Origin of the sequence: Desulforamulus ruminis DSM 2154 (assembly GCF_000215085.1) — a bacterium.
Lineage (GTDB): Bacteria > Bacillota > Desulfotomaculia > Desulfotomaculales > Desulfotomaculaceae > Desulfotomaculum > Desulfotomaculum ruminis.
Map to the genome: position 1 here is coordinate 135491 of NC_015589.1, position 16811 is coordinate 152301.

Annotated in this window: 17 protein-coding genes, 1 pseudogene and 1 riboswitch; of the genes and pseudogenes, 17 read left to right on the forward strand and 1 reads right to left on the reverse strand. The window is 49.9% G+C overall.

Features of this window, described 5'->3' with window-relative positions; all coding sequences use genetic code 11:
* The first annotated feature begins 10 nt into the window (after positions 1-10).
* The 8 genes from DESRU_RS00705 to DESRU_RS00740 all read left to right on the forward strand — a co-directional run bounded on the left by DESRU_RS00705 (position 11) and on the right by DESRU_RS00740 (position 5870).
* Positions 11-661 (forward strand): MtnX-like HAD-IB family phosphatase, encoded by a 651-nt coding sequence (locus DESRU_RS00705; protein ID WP_013840216.1) that lies wholly within the window; start codon positions 11-13, stop codon positions 659-661.
* The gene (gene thiS, locus DESRU_RS00710) at positions 645-845 is read left to right on the forward strand and encodes a sulfur carrier protein ThiS (RefSeq protein WP_013840217.1); all 201 of its coding nucleotides are present in this window, start codon (positions 645-647) and stop codon (positions 843-845) included. Before DESRU_RS00705 ends, thiS begins: the two co-directional genes overlap by 17 nt.
* A gap of 4 nt (positions 846-849) precedes the next feature.
* Complete coding sequence (locus tag DESRU_RS00715) at positions 850-1623, forward strand: thiazole synthase (RefSeq protein ID WP_041275510.1); 774 nt, start codon at positions 850-852, stop codon at positions 1621-1623.
* A gap of 10 nt (positions 1624-1633) precedes the next feature.
* Complete coding sequence (gene thiH / locus DESRU_RS00720; protein WP_041275511.1) at positions 1634-2734, forward strand: 2-iminoacetate synthase ThiH; 1101 nt, start codon at positions 1634-1636, stop codon at positions 2732-2734.
* An 8-nt stretch (positions 2735-2742) separates the two neighbouring features.
* Positions 2743-3363 (forward strand): sulfur carrier protein ThiS adenylyltransferase ThiF, encoded by a 621-nt coding sequence (gene thiF / locus DESRU_RS00725; RefSeq protein WP_041275250.1) that lies wholly within the window; start codon positions 2743-2745, stop codon positions 3361-3363.
* A gap of 5 nt (positions 3364-3368) precedes the next feature.
* Positions 3369-4016 carry a thiamine phosphate synthase gene (gene thiE / locus DESRU_RS00730; RefSeq protein ID WP_041275251.1) on the forward strand — a complete coding sequence of 216 codons (648 nt, stop codon included), beginning with the start codon at positions 3369-3371 and terminating at the stop codon, positions 4014-4016.
* 274 nt (positions 4017-4290) lie between these two features.
* Positions 4291-5169, forward strand: coding sequence for a 16S rRNA (adenine(1518)-N(6)/adenine(1519)-N(6))-dimethyltransferase RsmA (gene rsmA / locus DESRU_RS00735; RefSeq protein ID WP_013840222.1), 879 nt, complete (start codon positions 4291-4293; stop codon positions 5167-5169).
* 230 nt (positions 5170-5399) lie between these two features.
* Positions 5400-5870, forward strand: a complete 471-nt coding sequence (locus tag DESRU_RS00740; protein WP_013840223.1) for a ribonuclease H-like YkuK family protein — start codon at positions 5400-5402, stop codon at positions 5868-5870.
* 606 nt (positions 5871-6476) lie between these two features.
* On the opposite strand, the gene DESRU_RS00745 is transcribed toward DESRU_RS00740, so the two are convergent.
* Entirely contained in the window at positions 6477-6974 is a 498-nt protein-coding gene (locus tag DESRU_RS00745) for a metal-dependent transcriptional regulator (protein WP_013840224.1), read from the reverse strand.
* A gap of 144 nt (positions 6975-7118) precedes the next feature.
* Here DESRU_RS00745 and DESRU_RS21685 point away from each other — a divergent pair, with 144 nt between their 5' ends.
* From DESRU_RS21685 to DESRU_RS00785, 9 genes and pseudogenes are all read left to right on the forward strand, one after another.
* A complete protein-coding gene (locus DESRU_RS21685; RefSeq protein WP_420536357.1) occupies positions 7119-7253 on the forward strand; it encodes a FeoA family protein in 135 nt (44 codons plus the stop codon).
* A 35-nt stretch (positions 7254-7288) separates the two neighbouring features.
* Entirely contained in the window at positions 7289-8230 is a 942-nt protein-coding gene (locus tag DESRU_RS00750) for a metal ABC transporter solute-binding protein, Zn/Mn family (protein WP_013840225.1), read from the forward strand.
* 15 nt (positions 8231-8245) lie between these two features.
* Positions 8246-8998 carry a metal ABC transporter ATP-binding protein gene (locus tag DESRU_RS00755; protein ID WP_013840226.1) on the forward strand — a complete coding sequence of 251 codons (753 nt, stop codon included), beginning with the start codon at positions 8246-8248 and terminating at the stop codon, positions 8996-8998.
* A gap of 1 nt (position 8999) precedes the next feature.
* Entirely contained in the window at positions 9000-9923 is a 924-nt protein-coding gene (locus DESRU_RS00760) for a metal ABC transporter permease (protein WP_013840227.1), read from the forward strand.
* Positions 9907-10994, forward strand: a pseudogene (locus DESRU_RS00765) (metal ABC transporter permease); the annotation flags it as partial. The gene DESRU_RS00760 and the pseudogene DESRU_RS00765, both read left to right, overlap by 17 nt.
* Before the next feature lie 679 nt (positions 10995-11673).
* Positions 11674-12591, forward strand: a complete 918-nt coding sequence (gene yabG / locus DESRU_RS00770) for a sporulation peptidase YabG (RefSeq protein ID WP_013840230.1) — start codon at positions 11674-11676, stop codon at positions 12589-12591.
* 65 nt (positions 12592-12656) lie between these two features.
* Positions 12657-13661, forward strand: a complete 1005-nt coding sequence (locus tag DESRU_RS00775; protein ID WP_013840231.1) for a chymotrypsin family serine protease — start codon at positions 12657-12659, stop codon at positions 13659-13661.
* Positions 13662-13867: 206 nt separating this feature from the next.
* Positions 13868-14005: riboswitch (cyclic di-AMP (ydaO/yuaA leader) on the forward strand.
* Positions 14006-14008: 3 nt separating this feature from the next.
* Positions 14009-14956: a CAP domain-containing protein gene (locus tag DESRU_RS00780; RefSeq protein WP_013840232.1), complete on the forward strand. Its 948-nt coding sequence runs from the start codon at positions 14009-14011 to the stop codon at positions 14954-14956.
* A 190-nt stretch (positions 14957-15146) separates the two neighbouring features.
* Positions 15147-16784 carry a DUF3794 and LysM peptidoglycan-binding domain-containing protein gene (locus DESRU_RS00785; RefSeq protein ID WP_013840233.1) on the forward strand — a complete coding sequence of 546 codons (1638 nt, stop codon included), beginning with the start codon at positions 15147-15149 and terminating at the stop codon, positions 16782-16784.
* Positions 16785-16811 lie beyond the last annotated feature (27 nt).

Here is a 16811-nt window from a genome sequence, read left to right on the forward strand (position 1 = left end):
AGGAGAACGTATGGAAACCATTCTTTTTCTGGATTTTGACGGCACCATTACCGAGCAGGATACCTGCGATATGCTGATGGAGCGCTACGGCAATGCGGAATGTCTGGAATTGAACCGGCGCTGGGAACGCAAGGAAATTTCCACCATGGAATGTGCCCGGCAGTCCTTCCGGCAAATGCAGGTAACTCCCGAGGTTCTAAAGCGGTTGGTGCAGGAGGTGAAGGTAGACCCTCATTTGAAAGAATTGCTCCGTTTCTGTGAGCAGGAGAATTACCCCGCCTATATTTTGAGCGATGGGTATGAACCCATCATTCAGGGGGTACTGCAGCGGGAAGGAATAAAAATATCTTGTTTTTGCAACGGGTTGTCCTTTGACGGCCAGTACCGGGTCATGGCGCCTCACTATAATCCCCGGTGCGGCCGGTGCGGAACCTGTAAACAAAAGCTGGTGGAACGCCTGGGTCAGCCGGGCGCCCGGAAGATTTTTGTGGGAGACGGTTATTCGGATTTCTGTGCCGCAGAGTCCTGCAGTAAGGTCTTTGCTAAAAAAAATTTATTGAAGTATTGCCTGGAAAACCAGATTCCGGCCCACCCCTATGAAACCCTGGGAGAGGTTTTACAGTGGCTGAGAGGAGAGGCTGAACATGGACATCCGGTTTAATGGAAAAACCCTTACCGTGAAGGAAGAATTGACCCTTGGTCAATTCATTCTGGAGAAAGGACTCAATCCGGATACGGTGATCGTTGAATACAACAACGAACTAGTTAAACAGGAGAATTGGGCTCAAATTGTGTTAAAAGAAAACGATACCCTGGAGGTGTTAAGATTTGTTGGAGGAGGTTAAGCCCGTGAAAGATGATCTGGTGATCGGGGGACGTCCATTGACCAGCCGGCTTTTTCTTGGTTCAGGAAAGTTCCCCTCCAATCGTTTCATTCCCAAAGTGCTGGAGGCTTCCGGCGCCCAGGTGGTCACAGTGGCCATGCGCCGTGTGGATACGGATTTTGCAGAGGAAAACGTCCTGCAGCTGATTCCCAAGGAGTGCCTGCTAATGCCCAACACTTCCGGGGCCCGAACCGCCCAGGAGGCGGTTCGCATTGCCCGCCTGGGCAGGGCTGCGGGCTGCGGTGACTGGGTCAAGATTGAGGTCATTTCGGACAACAAATATCTTCTGCCGGATAATTATGAGACCATTAAGGCTACGGAAATTCTGGCTGCCGAGGGTTTTGTGGTACTGCCCTACATGAGCCCGGATTTAATGGCGGCCAGAGAACTGGCACGGGCCGGCGCGGCCGCGGTAATGCCCCTGGGAGCGCCCATCGGAAGCAACCGGGGACTTAAAACCAAAGAGTTAATCCGCATTTTAATTGAAGAAATATCCCTGCCCGTAATTGTGGATGCCGGAATCGGCCGGCCCTCCGAGGCGGCGGAAGCCATGGAAATGGGCGCAGCCGCGGTGCTGGTGAATACCGCCATTGCCTCTGCCCGGGATCCTGTGGCCATGGCCCGGGCCTTTGGTCTGGCCGTGGCTGCGGGACGCGCAGCCTATCTGGCCGGTACCGGGGCAACCCAACAATACGCCAGCGCTTCTTCACCGCTAACGGGATTTTTGCGAGAGGAATAAGGTGAATGAAATGAGCTTTTTTGAGAAGTACCGGCAGTACCAGGACTTTGCCTTTGCAGATTACTTTCGCAGTCTCGGGGATGGAGACATTCAGAGAATCATTCAAAAAGACCGTCTATCGGAACTGGACTATCTGGCCCTCCTATCCCCGGCGGCGGAGGCCCATCTGGAAGAAATGGCCCGGAGGGCCCATGGGCTGACGGTGCGGCATTTTGGCCGATCCATTTTGTTATATACACCCATTTATCTGGCCAACCATTGCGTCAACCGTTGTGTTTACTGCGGCTTTGCAGTCCATAACGCCATTCCGAGAACCCGGTTAACCCTGGAAGAGGTGGCGGCGGAGGCGCAGCTCATTGCCGCCACCGGGCTGAAGCATGTGCTGATTCTCACCGGGGAATCCCGTAAGCACTCTCCAGTTTCCTATATAAAGGATTGCGTAGGGGTGCTTAAAAAATATTTTTCTTCCATTGGCATAGAGATCTATCCCCTGGAAGAAGAGGAGTACCGGGAATTGGTCGACGCCGGGGTGGACGGTTTGACCCTTTACCAGGAAGTTTACCATCCGGCGGTTTACGACCGGCTGCATCCGGCGGGCCCCAAGAAAAATTATGCCTTCCGGCTGGATGCCCCGGAAAGAGCCTGCCGGGCCGGCGTGCGCACGGTGAACGTGGGGGCCCTGCTGGGTCTTCATGACTGGCGCAGCGAGGCCTTCTTCACAGGGCTTCACGCCAGTTATCTGCAAAATAAATACGGTCACCTGGAAGTAAGCATCTCGCCGCCGCGCATGCGTCCCCACGGGGGAGATTTTGAACCGGTGGAGAAGGTCCGGGATAAAAATCTGGTTCAGTATATCCTGGCCTATCGTCTATTCATGCCCAGGGGAGGGATTTCCCTTTCCACCCGGGAGTCGGCCTTTTTAAGGGATCACCTGCTGCCTTTGGGAATTACCAAAATGTCCGCCGGTTCTTGCACGGCGGTGGGCGGGCGCTGCCAGCCGGAGGCTGCCAGCCAGTTTGCCATTTCCGATGAGCGGGATGTGCCGGCCATGGTTGACATGCTGTACCGGCAGGGCTACCAGCCGGTTTTCAAGGACTGGCAGACGCTGTGAGCAGGGAGATGAATGACTTTGAGCGGGCGCTGACCTTGACCCTGGGGCCGGAAGCGCTGACCCGGCTGCAACAGGTGAAGCTTGGAATCGCCGGAGCCGGGGGGCTGGGCTCCAATTGCGCCCAATTTTTAGTGCGCAGCGGTTTTAGAAATTTAAAGCTGGTGGATTTCGACCGGGTTGAGTACGGCAATCTGAACCGGCAGTTCTTTTTCCTGGATCAGGTGGGGAAGCTTAAAGTGGAAGCCTTAAAAGAAAACTTATTAAGAATTAATCCCCATCTGCACATTGAAACTCATGCTGAAAAAATTACAACCAAAAATGTAAAGGATTTATTCCGGGATTGTCAGGCGGTGATTGAGGCCTTGGATCGACCGGAGTTTAAAAAAATGGTGGTGGAGGCCTATTTATCCGCCCCGAAATTGCTGGTGGCTGCTTCCGGACTGGCCGGGTGGGGCAGAAGCGACGGCATTGGGATTCAAAAAATAAAAGAACATTTTTTCCTGGTGGGGGATGGAGTATCGGAGGTCACTGCGGACTGCCCCGCCATGGCCCCCGGGGTGGTGGTGGCGGCAGCCAAGCAGGCGGATGTGGTCCTGCAGTACTTTTTAAACCATAAGAAAGGGCAGTGAAAATCATGGCTGGGGAGAAAAATTTGCATCATCTGTTGACGGCGGATCTTTACGGGATCACAGCGGAGGAATATTCCCTGGGCAGAAGCAACCTCCAGGTGGTGGAAAAAATGATTGAAGCCGGGATTCAAGTGATCCAGTACCGGGAGAAGGAAAAGAAGACCCGGGAAAAATACCTGGAATGTTTAAAAATCAGGGAGTTAACCCGCCAGGCCGGGGTGACCTTTATTGTTAATGATCATATTGATCTGGCCCTGCTGGTGGGAGCGGACGGAGTTCATATTGGCCAGGATGATCTGCCGCCGGAAAAGGTCCGGGAACTGGTGGGAAAAGAGATGTTGATCGGCCTTTCCACCCACTCGCCGGAAGAAGCCCGGGCCGCCCTGGGTGCCGGGGTGGATTACCTTGGCGTGGGTCCTATCTTTGCCACCAAGACCAAGAAGGATGTCTGCGATCCGGTGGGGTTGGAGTATTTGGAATATGTGGCCAGGAACATCCCGCTGCCCTTTGTAGCCATCGGGGGAATCAAAGAATATAATATTCATCAGGTAACCGCCCGGGGCGCCCGCTGCGTTGCCCTGGTGGCGGAAATCGTAGGATCACCGGATATTGCGGCGAAGGTTCAAGCTTTGCGGCAGGCCATGATGGGTTGATATTGGGCAGAGAATCTACCATGATTTGATCTTCCTTAGATCGGTTCTGGCTTTAGGAATAGAACGCGGATTGAACGGATGATACGGATTTACGCGGATAAAAAGATTTTAAAATCCGCAAGAATCTGTAAAATCTATAAAATCCGGGTTCTATTGTTTTGCAAATTTTGGATTTTATTGTAAATCATTATGTTAATTTAACTGGCGGTTCCCTAGACATAGTGGTTATAATAGAAGTATAAAATATGAGTAAGGAAAGGATCGAAGGATTCATTTGCGGGAACTAACTTCACCGGCGGCTGTTCGGGAAATTATCAACGCCCACGGTTTTAAAGTCCGTAAAGCCCTGGGGCAGAATTTTTTAATGGACGCCAACATTATTGATAAAATTGTTCAGGCCGCCAACCTTTCCGAGCAGGATCTGGCCTTTGAGATTGGGCCCGGGTTAGGGGTATTAACCCGCAGGCTAGCCCGTTCGGCCGGAAAAGTACTGGCGGTAGAGATTGACCGGAACTTGCTTCCGATACTAAAAGAGACCCTGGCGGATTCCGCCGGGGCTGAAGTGATTCATGGGGATGCGCTGAAGCTGGATTTTGACCGGTTGGCTTCGGAAAAAACCGGAGGCATTTTTGGTTCCAGGGCCAGAGCGTATAAACTGGTGGCCAATTTGCCTTACTACATTACCACCCCTTTATTGATCCATCTGTTAACCGGGGGCTTCAATCTGGAATGCATGGTGGTGATGATGCAAAAAGAGGTGGCTGATCGTTTAAAGGCTCCTCCGGGAGGAAAAGACTACGGCAGTCTCAGCGTTCTGGTGCAGTATTTTACCCAGCCTGAAGTGGTGGCCAGGGTTCCCAAAACCGTCTTTTACCCTGCTCCGGAGGTAGAGTCCACGGTAATCCGGCTGACCCGGAGACCGGCGCCGCCGGTGGCCCTGGACCATGAAGAGACCTTTTTTAAAGTAGTCCGGGCTGCCTTTGGCCAGCGAAGAAAGACTTTGCTGAATGCTTTGGCCGGTTCAGGTTTAGCAGACAAACAAATCTGGACGGAGGTCTTAGGCCGAGCCGGTCTGGATCCTGCCCGCAGGGGTGAAACCCTGTCCCTGGAGGAGTTCGCCCAATTGGCCAACGCGTTTAGTCGTTGGTACTAATCCTGATTTTCTTTTGCGTCCCGTTGTTCGCCTAACAGGCTTTCTTTAAGGGTCTAGTTGTTCGTTTTATATTGCTTTCTCTCAGGTCCTGTTCTTTTCTGGAAAGAATGCGCTGATTCCAGCAACAGGCCCACCAAGAAACCCATTAGGCTAAAGACAGGACCAAAAGGATTTCTCATGAGGCTGGACCATAAAAGAAGGCCCTTTAGACCTAAGTGACGGAGGCTTTTATGACATTTATAAGCCCAACGAAAGGACAAATGAGTTTTGAAGAAATGATGGAAGATATCCTGGAATACATTAAAGGGCTCCCCTGTTCTTCCTATAAAATTGTCGTGGGAACCGACTCTCAGGTCCGGCGGGAGACTTGTTTTGTTACCGCGGTCATTATTCACCGTATGGGTAAGGGGGCCCGGTTTTTTTACCGTAAAAGTACAGAGCGTAAGATCAAAAGCCTGCGTCAGAAGATATTCTACGAAACCACCATGAGCCTTGAAGAAGGGGCTAAGATTACGGAATATCTATCCCAGAGCGGCCTGGAGCACTTGAATGTAGAAATCCATATTGATGTGGGACGCCATGGTGAAACCAAAGACCTGATTCGTGAAGTGGTGGGAATGGTTACCGGCAGCGGCTTTGAGGCCAAAATAAAACCGGATTCCTTTGCTGCTTCCAGTGTAGCCGATAAATATACCAAATAAAAAAACTCTTACCAACCCGGTAAGAGTTTCAGGCTGTTAAAGAACCCCGTTTCAAGCGAAAGAAACGGGGTTTTTGATATACAAAGAGAAAGAAGTGAAGAGAAGAGAGAAAGAAGAAGATTTAAACTTCTGCATAGCCAGTTTTTTGGGATTCATGGCAGCAAATTTAAGCCAGACCTAATTGCTAACCTGACCCGATCGGGAGTATAGCGCTTGGCATATTTCTCTATAGCCTGCAAAGACTCGTTTAAGGATTTGACTACGCAACGCATAGGTCTTTTTATCTGGCCGCGAATGCCACACATGGCGGATTAGACGTTTCGGTTTCCTATACTCCTGTGGAGAATCCCTTCATTGTTATTATGAAATCTATTTACTGTTCCACCATAGTACAGCGCCAACTTCCTGTTCACGCTCCGGAAGCGTGTCAGAAAGTATGGCGCTTTTTGTACAGGAATTATGCAGAATGTGGACGACCTATTGCAGAGCCATGCAGCGCGCACCATGCCGACCAATTCGTGTGCATACCAGGATCTGTAGGCTGATGGCTACTGAGCCGGGAGAGCAGTAGCAGGGTTGTACATTTTTCTCGAAAATCTACGGATATTATCGGGGGCAGAAGTGAGGATTATCGTTTTTTTTAAATAACTCGTATTCTTTGCAAATATTGGGATTTTGTGCAAAGAAATGCAGCAAATTATTGATTTGCGATACGGTGGAGGAAGTAAGCGAATGCTCAATCAGCTCGACTTCCTCCAAGGGATTGGTATTGCCGATCAGCCTAAAAAATTGCTCCAGCGTATCATGGCGGTGCAGAAGATAAGTGCCTACGGTCCGGCCTTTTCCGGTCAAAAGAATGCTTTCATAAGGATCGTATTCCAGATATCCGAGTTCGACAAGCTTGGATATCATCTTTGAGGCGGAGGACGGGCGTACATTTAACTGCTCTGAAAGCCTTCCTACACGAGTATAGCCGTTTTCTATGCAGAGCTTGAAAGCCATCTCCAGATAATCCTCCATAGCCGGTGTGAGTTCATTTTTCCGCTGGTTAGCCATTTGATAGCCTCGTATTGTGCGATACTCAGAGTTTTGTTTCTCATCCATTTCATCAGATCCTTTTTAACTGTATGTTTTAGTATATTTGTAACACTTTCACCTTATGATTCATACATTAGTCAAAGGAAACGTTATTTCCCGTCCCTAACACAAATAGATGTGAGTGATTATGTTTAGAGGTTAGGAATTGAAATCGGCAGCACTGTGACGGTTATTTCTATTGGAAGGGATAAGAGCCCCACGATAATTGGCTTTGACGGGAAACAGATTCAAATCAGTTATAAGGCCGCCAGTCAAATCTATGTGGATCAGGCATCCCGGCCATAACAAAATAATATAAAATTTTAGTTAGGAGGATTGTTATGAATCAAAAAATGAAAGTCTTGTTTGGAATAATGCTAGGTTTAGTATTATTAATTACTGGTTGCTCACAACCCGCGACAAAGCCGGATTCAGAGAAAGATACTCTGAATGTAGTAGCTACCACCACTATGCTGGCAGATTTATCTGACATTATTGGTGCGGAGCACGTCTCCGTCAGTGGCTTGATGGGGCCTGGTATTGACCCTCACCTGTATCAGGCCAGCGCAGGCGATATGACGCTGATGCAACAGTCGGATATTGTCGTGTATAATGGACTGCATCTGGAAGGAAAGATGGGTGAAGTCTTTGAATCTTTGGATGGGAAAGGGCATGCAGTCATCTGCATTGAAGATGGGCTAGACAAATCCAAGCTTTTGGAATGGGATGGCGGCGGCGGTCCATTGCATGATCCGCATATCTGGTTTGACGTGGCGCTCTGGAAGGATGCAGCCAAAATTGTCGCCGACGGATTGTCCAAGGCAGACCCCGACCATGCGTCCGATTATGAAGCGAACTTGGAAGACTATATTAAGGAATTGGATGAGGCGGATACATACATCCGCGAACGGGCTTCGGAGGTGCCGGAAGAACAGCGGGTGCTGGTCACGGCGCACGACGCGTTTAATTACTTCGGTAAGGCATATGGCTTCGAGGTACGCGGCCTTCAAGGCATCAGCACCGACGCCGAGGCAGGCACGGCTGACGTAAGTGCGCTTGCGGACTTTATCGTGGAGCGGCAGATTAAGGCAATCTTCGTGGAATCCTCAGTTTCACCAAAGACGATCCGGGCGCTTCAGGCGGCGGTGAAAGCGAAGGACTTTGACGTGGCCATCGGCGGCGAGCTGTATTCCGACTCACTGGGCGGAGAGGGTTCCGGTGCCGAAAGCTATATCCTTACCGTTAAGGCTAACATAGACACTATTGTGGACGCCCTAAAATGACGGGAGGGATGAGTTATGGATTTCAAATCACAAAACTACGCAGTGGAGGTGGAAGACCTCACCGTTGCCTATAATGCGAAACCAGTTTTATGGGATATTGACTTGAAAATTCCCAAAGGAAAGCTGATGGCGGTGATCGGACCAAACGGAGCGGGCAAGACAACGTTGATTAAGGCGATGCTGGGGCTGTTAACGCCTGTTTCTGGAGCGGTACGCTTTATAAACGGTGAAGACGTACGCTCGCTGAAAAACCACATTGGCTACGTTCCGCAAAGCGGCAGTGTGGACTGGGACTTTCCCGCAACGGTACTTGACGTGGTGCTGATGGGAACCTACGGCAAGCTCGGGTGGATCAGGCGTACCCGCAAGGCGGATATGGAGCTGGCCCGGCAGACATTGAAAAAGGTCGGCATGGAGGAATATGCCTCACGACAGATCAGTCAGCTTTCCGGAGGCCAGCAGCAGCGGGTGTTTCTCGCCCGGACTCTGGCACAGGCAGCGGAGATTTACTTCATGGATGAACCGTTTAAGGGGGTGGACGCACAGACGGAAAAAGCCATCGTTCTGCTCTTAAAAGAGCTGAAAGAGCAAGGAAAGACTGTTGTGGTAGTGCACCATGACCTTCAGACGGTGGAGGATTATTTTGACTGGGTCACACTGATTAACATAAGGGTAGTCGCCAGTGGGACGGTCAACGAAGTTTTTCACGAGGAAAATCTGAAAAAAACATATCGGAGTACCGGTACGCTTCTAAGGAGCGTGGTGTGATATGAGCACGATGATTACTCTACTTAGTGACTACACTTTTCAGACGGTAGCCCTAGGCGCCGCCCTTTTGGGGCTGATCAGCGGCGTGTTAGGTTGCTTTTCCGTCCTGCGCAAGCAAAGCCTTTTGGGAGACGGGGTCTCCCACTCCGCACTGCCAGGTGTCGTCATAGCTTTTATTCTGCTTGGCAGCAAAAATACGGAGGTTCTATTGCTGGGGGCTCTTATTTCTGGATTGCTGGCCACGTTCTTTATTGTCGGTATCATCCAGTACACGCGCATCAAGTTCGACAGTGCCCTTGCATTGGTTATGTCGGTGTTCTTCGGGCTTGGGCTGGTGCTTCTGACCTATGTGCAGAAGATCCCCAATTCCAATCAGGCGGGACTCAAACGGTTTATCTTCGGGCAGGCATCCACACTGCTACAGCGGGACATTGTTATGATGGCTGTCTGCGGCGCAATCCTGCTGGCGTTTGTGATCCTCTTTTGGAAGGAATTCAAGCTCCTTACCTTTGACAGTGATTTTGCCCAGAACCTCGGCTTCTCGCCCAAGAAGCTGAACCTGCTGCTGTCGTTCATGATTGTGCTGGCCATCATCATCGGGCTCCAGACGGTGGGTGTCATTCTCATGAGCGCGATGCTCATCGCACCGGCTGTGGCTGCGCGCCAGTGGACAAACAAGCTATGGACGATGACCTTACTTTCCGCCGTTTTCGGCATGGTTTCCGGCGTAGCGGGAACTGCCGCTAGTTCCATGGTTCCAAAGCTTCCCACAGGTCCGGCGATCGTGGTATGCGTTAGCGTGATTGTAGTTATGAGTGTTCTCTTTGCTCCGGGAAGGGGTATTCTGCACAAGCTGTATCAGCGTAGGAAGAACAGGCTTCTATTAAGGATGGAAGGAGGCGTGTCAAATTTCCCCACACCTTGAAATACAGCTCATTGCCGTAATTGTGGCGGTGGCCTGCGCGCTTCCCGGCGTGTTCTTGGTGCTACGCAGGATGTCCATGATGGCCGACTCTATCACCCACACCATATTGCTCGGGATCGTATTGGCGTTTTTCATAACGCATGAACTGTCCTCCCCATTACTGATACTCGGTGCGGCGCTAATGGGCGTTGTGACCGTTTGGTTGACAGAAATGCTGGTCCGCACGCGGCTTTTGGCCGAGGACGCCGCCATGGGCATCGTGTTTCCGCTGCTCTTTTCCATCGCTATTATACTCATTACACGCTACGCAGGCTCGGTACATTTGGACACGGATTCAGTACTCCTGGGTGAGCTTGCCTTCGCGCCATTCGACCGGATGGTGGTGGCGGGCGTGGACATTGGAGCAAGGGCCATCTACACGACGGGTACACTTTTATTCATCAATCTAGCGGCCATTATCATCTTTTTCAAGGAGCTGAAAATTGTAACCTTCGATCCCTTGCTTGCCGCCGTATTGGGTTTCATGCCGGGACTGGTGCATTACGGGTTGATGACGCTGGTTTCACTCACCGCGGTGGGAACGTTCCAAGCGGTCGGTTCCATACTGGTGGTGACGTTTATGATCGGCCCGCCGGTAACGGCTTACCTGCTCACCGACGATTTGAAATGGATGCTCATTTTAAGCGGGCTAATTGGAGCCGCCAATGGTATATTGGGTTACCACACCGCAGCGTTGTTGGATGTATCCATTGCCGGCAGCATGGCAGTGATGACGGGAATTGCTTTCTTGCTGGTATTTGTTTTTGCCCCGCACAGAGGACTTATCAGTGCCTTGCGCAGGCGAAGAAACCAGAAAATACAGTTTGCAAAAATGACAATCCTGTTCCATCTTTACAACTATGAAGACAGTGAGGACGAAGCAACTAGAGCCGGGATTGACGACATACAGACTCATTGCGCTGGGATACCGCCTTTACGAAGAATGTCATAGTCCTCTTGCAAAAAGAAAATTGTATAGAGTTTGAGGATGGCGTGGTCAAACTGACCGATCAAGGCCGTCTAACAAAGGTCTGCAACGATAGTGATTATTCTCGGGGTGAATCGGCGTTTACATTTGCACGGCAGGCTGAAAGCGATTTGATGGAAAAAAACATAGTTAATATGAAAAAGCGGCTGGCCGTATTTCCGGTCAGCCTTTTTTATGCGCGCCGGCATGGGCGTTATCTATAGGGTGAAAATTCCGAACGGCGAAGATAGCGATAACCGTAGCCTAAGGTAAGGGTGTCCGTCGCGAGATGAATCTAAAGGAAGTCAGCGGCTTTCCTGCGCCCAGGGACCGAAGAAATGCCGAGTTTTTCACCAATGCAAGCCAGCGAAACGACCCGCGAAGAAAGTTGTACAAAACTAATGGAACGGGTGATAGCAAAGGACAATATGTACTATGCATTACACCGAGTCCAGTCTAATAAAGGTGCGACTGATATAGATGGAATGACCATAGAATCCCTTTGGCCATTGCTGAAAGATCACTGGCCTGAAATTTAGAGAACAACTCCTGAACGGAACCTATCAACCTAAACCTGTACGTCTAGTGGAAAACATTTTATAAATTAATAAAGCCCTGGACCCCGCCTACTCTTATTGCCAATTTACCGACGGCATTCTAAAAAATTCCAGGTCCTTAAAGGATTACTCACAACCCTGTAGCCCCCGACATAAGATGAAGCAAACCTAAAAAGGGGGGGGTACGGTGTCAAAGATACAGGAGGGTGATATTGTTGCCCGAAAATCCTATGAAAATGATTTGTTTTTTAAAGTTACCGATATATACCGTGGCGATGACGGGCGGGATTATGCTGTTATAAAAGGTTTGGATATAAGATTATTCGCCAGTTCTCCTGTGGATGACTTACAAAAGATTGACGCCAAGGATGTCGCTACTTATTGGACCCAAACACTTCGCAAAAACGCCGAAATTATGGACCGGGTCATGAAGCGCCGGGTAGAGGAAAGGGGCCACCGGATTAAACGGTGTACCGATGGCCACTGTTTTTTGTCGCGCACCGGCAGAGTCGAGGGGCAGCAGGAGACAGATGAGATTGAGGGTTTTGATGTGCCCGGTAGTGTACTGCATTTAGACGGAGATAAAGATTACCTGGATTTGTGTATGACCACATACCGAAATCTTTCTATTCCTGCCTATGGTTACGCAGTAAAAGAAGAAGAACAGCCCAAAAGGGTCAAAGAGCTGCTGCAAAAACACTACCCGGATATCCTGGTACTTACCGGGCATGACGGTTTAAAAAAAGGGGCCAAAGATTTAACGGATATTAACAATTATCATAATACCAAGTATTTTATTGAGGCGGTAAAAATTGCCCGCACCTTTGAAAAAAGCAAAGACGATCTGGTGATCTTTGCCGGGGCCTGCCAATCTTGCTATGAGGCCATTCTCAGCTCCGGATCAAACTTTGCCAGCTCCCCCAAAAGAGTATTGATTCATGCCTTTGATCCGGTCTTTGTGGTGGAGAAAATTGCTTATACCTCCATCCATGATCCTATTGCCATTCGGGAGATTATCTCCAGTACCATTACCGGATTTGATGGAATTGGGGGGCTGGAAACCCGGGGTAAACACCGCCTGGGTGTTCCTAAAACAAACTATTAAATGAGTAGCCCTTTGAATTCCTCCGCATATGATGATTTAGGAGTTTATAGGGAGGGATTTCCTTTATGGATAAGCATTTAAAGACCGTTGAACGTGCCCGGTGGAGGCTGCTGGGCATGAATAATGTTGTAGGCGTGGGTGTTGGTTACAAGCATGTGGGCTTGGAACGGACGGAAAGGCCCGCCATTATTGTATTTGTTAAAAAGAAAGAGACTTCTGAGAATCTCAGCAGGGAAAATCTTGTACCTTATAAAATTAACGGCCTGGAAACAGACGTCATCGAAATTGGCGAAGTCCGCTTGTTGAGTGAACGCACCCAGGTCATTCGACCGGCCCAACCCGGGGTCAGTATCGGCCATTACCGCATTACCGCCGGTACCTTTGGGGCCGTGGTGCGGGACCGGGATACCGGGGAAAAATTAATTCTTTCCAATAATCATATTTTAGCCAATGCCTCCAATGGCAATGACGGCCGGGCCGCTGTGGGAGATCCCATTTTACAGCCCGGGGAATATGATGGCGGCACCAAAGATAACCGGATTGCCACTTTGCTCCGGTACATTCCCCTGCAAAAGGGAGAATCTCTAGCCACCTGTCCGGTAGCCAACGTTGCGGCCCGGTTGGCCAATATTTTGGTGCATACCCTTCGACCCAATTATGATTTAAGATTTTTTAAGCGCGGCAGGGCGGAAAATTTGGTTGACTGTGCCGTGGCCCGGCCGGTTCGCGAGAATGTTATCTTTGAAGAAGTTCTGGGGATTGGGCGAATTGAAGGGTTGGCTGAAGCCAGACCCGGCATGCCGGTTGTAAAAAGCGGCAGAACCACCGGTATCACCAAGGGGACCGTTACTGCCGTAGGTGCTACGCTGGAGGTAAAACTGGACGATGAAAGCACCGCTCATTTTAGCGGCCAGGTGGTGACCAATATGAAGTCCCAGGGCGGAGACAGCGGGTCCCTGGTGCTGACGGAAGGCAACCGGGCCGTTGGTCTGCTGTTTGCAGGTTCTGATAAAGTGACGGTATTTAACCCTATTCAACGGGTACTGGAAAAATTAAATGTGGAGTTATAAGCTAGACCAACCCCGGGGACGAAAATCCCGGGGTTTTGTTCCATAGTAAATAATGGTATAGATGATCAATCATGAGAATTTATCCAGAAACTTTGATCATTGCCTATAGAATCTAATTGATTCAATGATTGGCATGTCATACGGTTTTTGTAAGAAAATCCATTTTTTTGTATATTTAGGACAGGCCTTCCGGTTCTGCCGGAAGGGTAAAATTCATGCCGAATCCCGGGAGGTCCCGGGTACGGAGGAACCAGCCATTTGGGGGTGAATCCTTTTATTTTTTAGGTAGGGTTATCCTTGCCCGAACCCGTCAGCTAACTCCGGAGGCAAAAAGGAGGAGAAAGAAAGTGCAGTTTCGTTTAAAAAGAGTTTCCATGTTTCTTGCGACCTTGTTCACGCTCGCCTTTCTGGTATCCATGGCTAGCCCCCAAGCGGCTTTGGCTGTAGACAAGGATGGCCAGCAAATGGTTGCCCTGGTGAATGCGAATCGGTCTAAAGCGGGACTTCCGGCCCTGCAGTACGATTCCCAGCTATGTGCTCAGGCAGCCCAACTCTTAAGCGCCTACCAGAAGACCGGCCAGATTCCCAGCACCGCAAACCTGTATCAGGTAGCTAAAAACGGAGGTTACAAATCCCTTGGACAAACCGTTGTCCGCGGTAGCGATGTAAAGGCCATGGTTGATAAGCAACTAACTTGCTATGGCAACAGCTCGGTTTTAAACGCCAAGTACGACTGCGTGGGTGTGGCCATGGTCAACACCACCAGTGGCAAGCTTTGTGTTCAACTACTGGCCACCAAGGGAAGCAGTAAGCCCGCAACGCCGAAGCCTACGCCCACGCCGACCCCCACTCCTACACCTGGGGATGGGGAACCAAATGAAGGCTCCGGTTCCTCGGATGCCAGCATGAACCAGTTGCAGCAGCAGGTAGTGGATCTGGTCAACGCGGAACGGGCCAAACAGGGACTTAAACCGGTGGTGGCCAAGCAGGACTTAACCGCTGTAGCTCAGTTAAAGGCTCAGGATATGTACAATAAAAAATATTTTTCTCACACTTCTCCCACTTACGGTTCCCCCTTTGACATGATGCGCCAGCAGGGAATTAGTTACACGGCCGCCGGCGAAAATATTGCCATGGGACAGAAGACCGCCCAGCAGGTCATGACCGACTGGATGAACAGCTCCGGTCACCGGGCGAACATTTTAAATGCCAATTATAATGAAATTGGTGTGGGAGTTTACCAGAGTTATAATGGTTATGGTTATATCTGGGTGCAGGAATTTGCCCGCAGATAACGTTTCGGGACAAACCGTGTCCTTGGAATAAAGCCTGGATAATGAACAAAATACCAGAATAAGGCAGCAGGAGGATATATTTCCTCCTGTTTTTTTTCATTTTCTTGAGGATTGACCACATTTTCAGCACATTTCTCCAGCCAAACCAATATATATATTAAGGAGATATTCTGAAAGGAGGCTATGATAAATGGCCATGAAGAGGCAGCCTAAGACGCGGTACCGTAAAACACGCGCCTACGAGAGAGCCGGAACCACGACCGAACCGTTAAGAACAGAAAGGCTGACCGTGGAAGAGGTAATCGCTGAAAATACCGAGCAAACCATAGTTCGTGGAACCCTCTCCGTACCAGAGGAAAAACCCGAAATTGAAGAGATCCTTGCCATTGACACCAAGGTTAAGCTGAGGAAGGTTGAGGTTATTCCCGATAAGGTTATTGTTGAAGGAACCCTTAAACTGAGAGTGATGTATTCTGCCTTTAAAGATGACCAGTCTGTACACACCTTTCATGACGAAATCGATTTTGTGGATTTTGTGGATGTTGAAGGCGCCCGTCCCGGCATGAACAAGGAAGTTGACATTGTGGTAGAGGATGTGAGCCTGACCAGAAATCCCAAGTGCGCCGCGGATTGGGATGTAGCGGCAGTAATTATGGTTACGGCCAGGATCACCGAAACCCGTGAAGTGGATGCCCTGGTTGAATGCCCGGAGGGGTTTGAATGCGAGTCCGAACAAATGAATCTGGAGCAATTGGTAGGCAGTGGCTCCAAACAAGTATTGATTGATGACGAATTTGAAATTCCGGAACGCAAGCCCGATGTTGAAAAGGTCCTGCGCTGCATGTGCGATGTTGAAATCACCAATGTTAAAATTATCCGCAATAAAGTAATCATTGACGGTGAAGTGGAACTGGAGTGCCTTTACACCGCCATGAAAGACGACCAGAAAGTCCATACCTTTGAGAATACCTTTAATTTTACTGATTTTATTGAAATTGAAGGCGCCGAGCAGGGCATGATCGCCAAAGTAGACGTCATGGTGGAGAGTTGCTTTGTTGAAGAGGATGAAGACAATGCATGCCTGCTGTCTCCCACCATTGTCTTAAATGTCACCGCCCGGGTGGTTGAAAACCGGGAAGTGAGTGTAATTACCGAAGTGAAAGGCGCTGAATCCCTAAAAACCGCTACCCTGGCCATGGAGAGCCTGGTGGGCGAAGAATGCAAACAGGTGGTTATCCGGGATTTCAAAGAACCGCCGCATCATAAGCCGGATGTTGACAAAGTCCGGGATATTAAGATTGGCGACATCGTTATCAAGGACAGTGACGTTATCCAGGATAAAGTGCTGGTCCGGGGCACCATCGAGTTCCAGGTGATTTATACCTCGGTGAAGAAGGATCAGGCCGTCCACATGATTCACCGGAAGGTTACTTTCAAGACCTTCATTGACGTTCCCGGCGCCCGCCCTGATGACAATGTAGACTTTGATATAAACGTGGAATGGACCAATGCTAAGATGGACGGTTGCGACCTGCTGATCGAAGCGGTTCTGGAAATTTGCGCCAGGGTTACCGAAACGGTGCGGCGGGAAATTGTGACCGGTGTAAGCCTGCCGGAACCTACTCCTGCTCCTACGGAGGAGCCTGAAGCGTGCGTGCCCGGAACGGTCTTTAATTACACCATCCAGCAGGGAGATACCCTGAGCAAACTGGCCCAGCGTTATGGCACCACCGTCAGTGCCATTAGAAGAGCCAATCCCGAGATTACCAATGTTAACCAATTAACCGTGGGGCAGGTAATCAAAATTCCTTGCGCTGCCAAGGGTTAATTATATAAACCTATAAGGAGGTATAAA

Excerpts from the sequence above, each read along its gene's own strand:
- DESRU_RS00740 (WP_013840223.1), top strand. The coding sequence starts at position 5,400 with ATGACATTTATAAGCCCAACGAAAGGACAAATGAGTTTTGAAGAAATG.
- DESRU_RS00775 (WP_013840231.1), top strand. The coding sequence starts at position 12,657 with ATGGATAAGCATTTAAAGACCGTTGAACGTGCCCGGTGGAGGCTGCTG.
- DESRU_RS00750 (WP_013840225.1), top strand. The coding sequence starts at position 7,289 with ATGAATCAAAAAATGAAAGTCTTGTTTGGAATAATGCTAGGTTTAGTA.
- thiE (WP_041275251.1), top strand. The coding sequence starts at position 3,369 with ATGGCTGGGGAGAAAAATTTGCATCATCTGTTGACGGCGGATCTTTAC.
- thiH (WP_041275511.1), top strand. The coding sequence starts at position 1,634 with ATGAGCTTTTTTGAGAAGTACCGGCAGTACCAGGACTTTGCCTTTGCA.
- thiS (WP_013840217.1), top strand. The coding sequence starts at position 645 with ATGGACATCCGGTTTAATGGAAAAACCCTTACCGTGAAGGAAGAATTG.
- DESRU_RS00760 (WP_013840227.1), top strand. The coding sequence starts at position 9,000 with ATGAGCACGATGATTACTCTACTTAGTGACTACACTTTTCAGACGGTA.
- DESRU_RS00745 (WP_013840224.1), bottom strand. The coding sequence starts at position 6,974 with ATGGATGAGAAACAAAACTCTGAGTATCGCACAATACGAGGCTATCAA.
- DESRU_RS00785 (WP_013840233.1), top strand. The coding sequence starts at position 15,147 with ATGGCCATGAAGAGGCAGCCTAAGACGCGGTACCGTAAAACACGCGCC.
- DESRU_RS00755 (WP_013840226.1), top strand. The coding sequence starts at position 8,246 with ATGGATTTCAAATCACAAAACTACGCAGTGGAGGTGGAAGACCTCACC.
- thiF (WP_041275250.1), top strand. The coding sequence starts at position 2,743 with ATGAATGACTTTGAGCGGGCGCTGACCTTGACCCTGGGGCCGGAAGCG.
- DESRU_RS00705 (WP_013840216.1), top strand. The coding sequence starts at position 11 with ATGGAAACCATTCTTTTTCTGGATTTTGACGGCACCATTACCGAGCAG.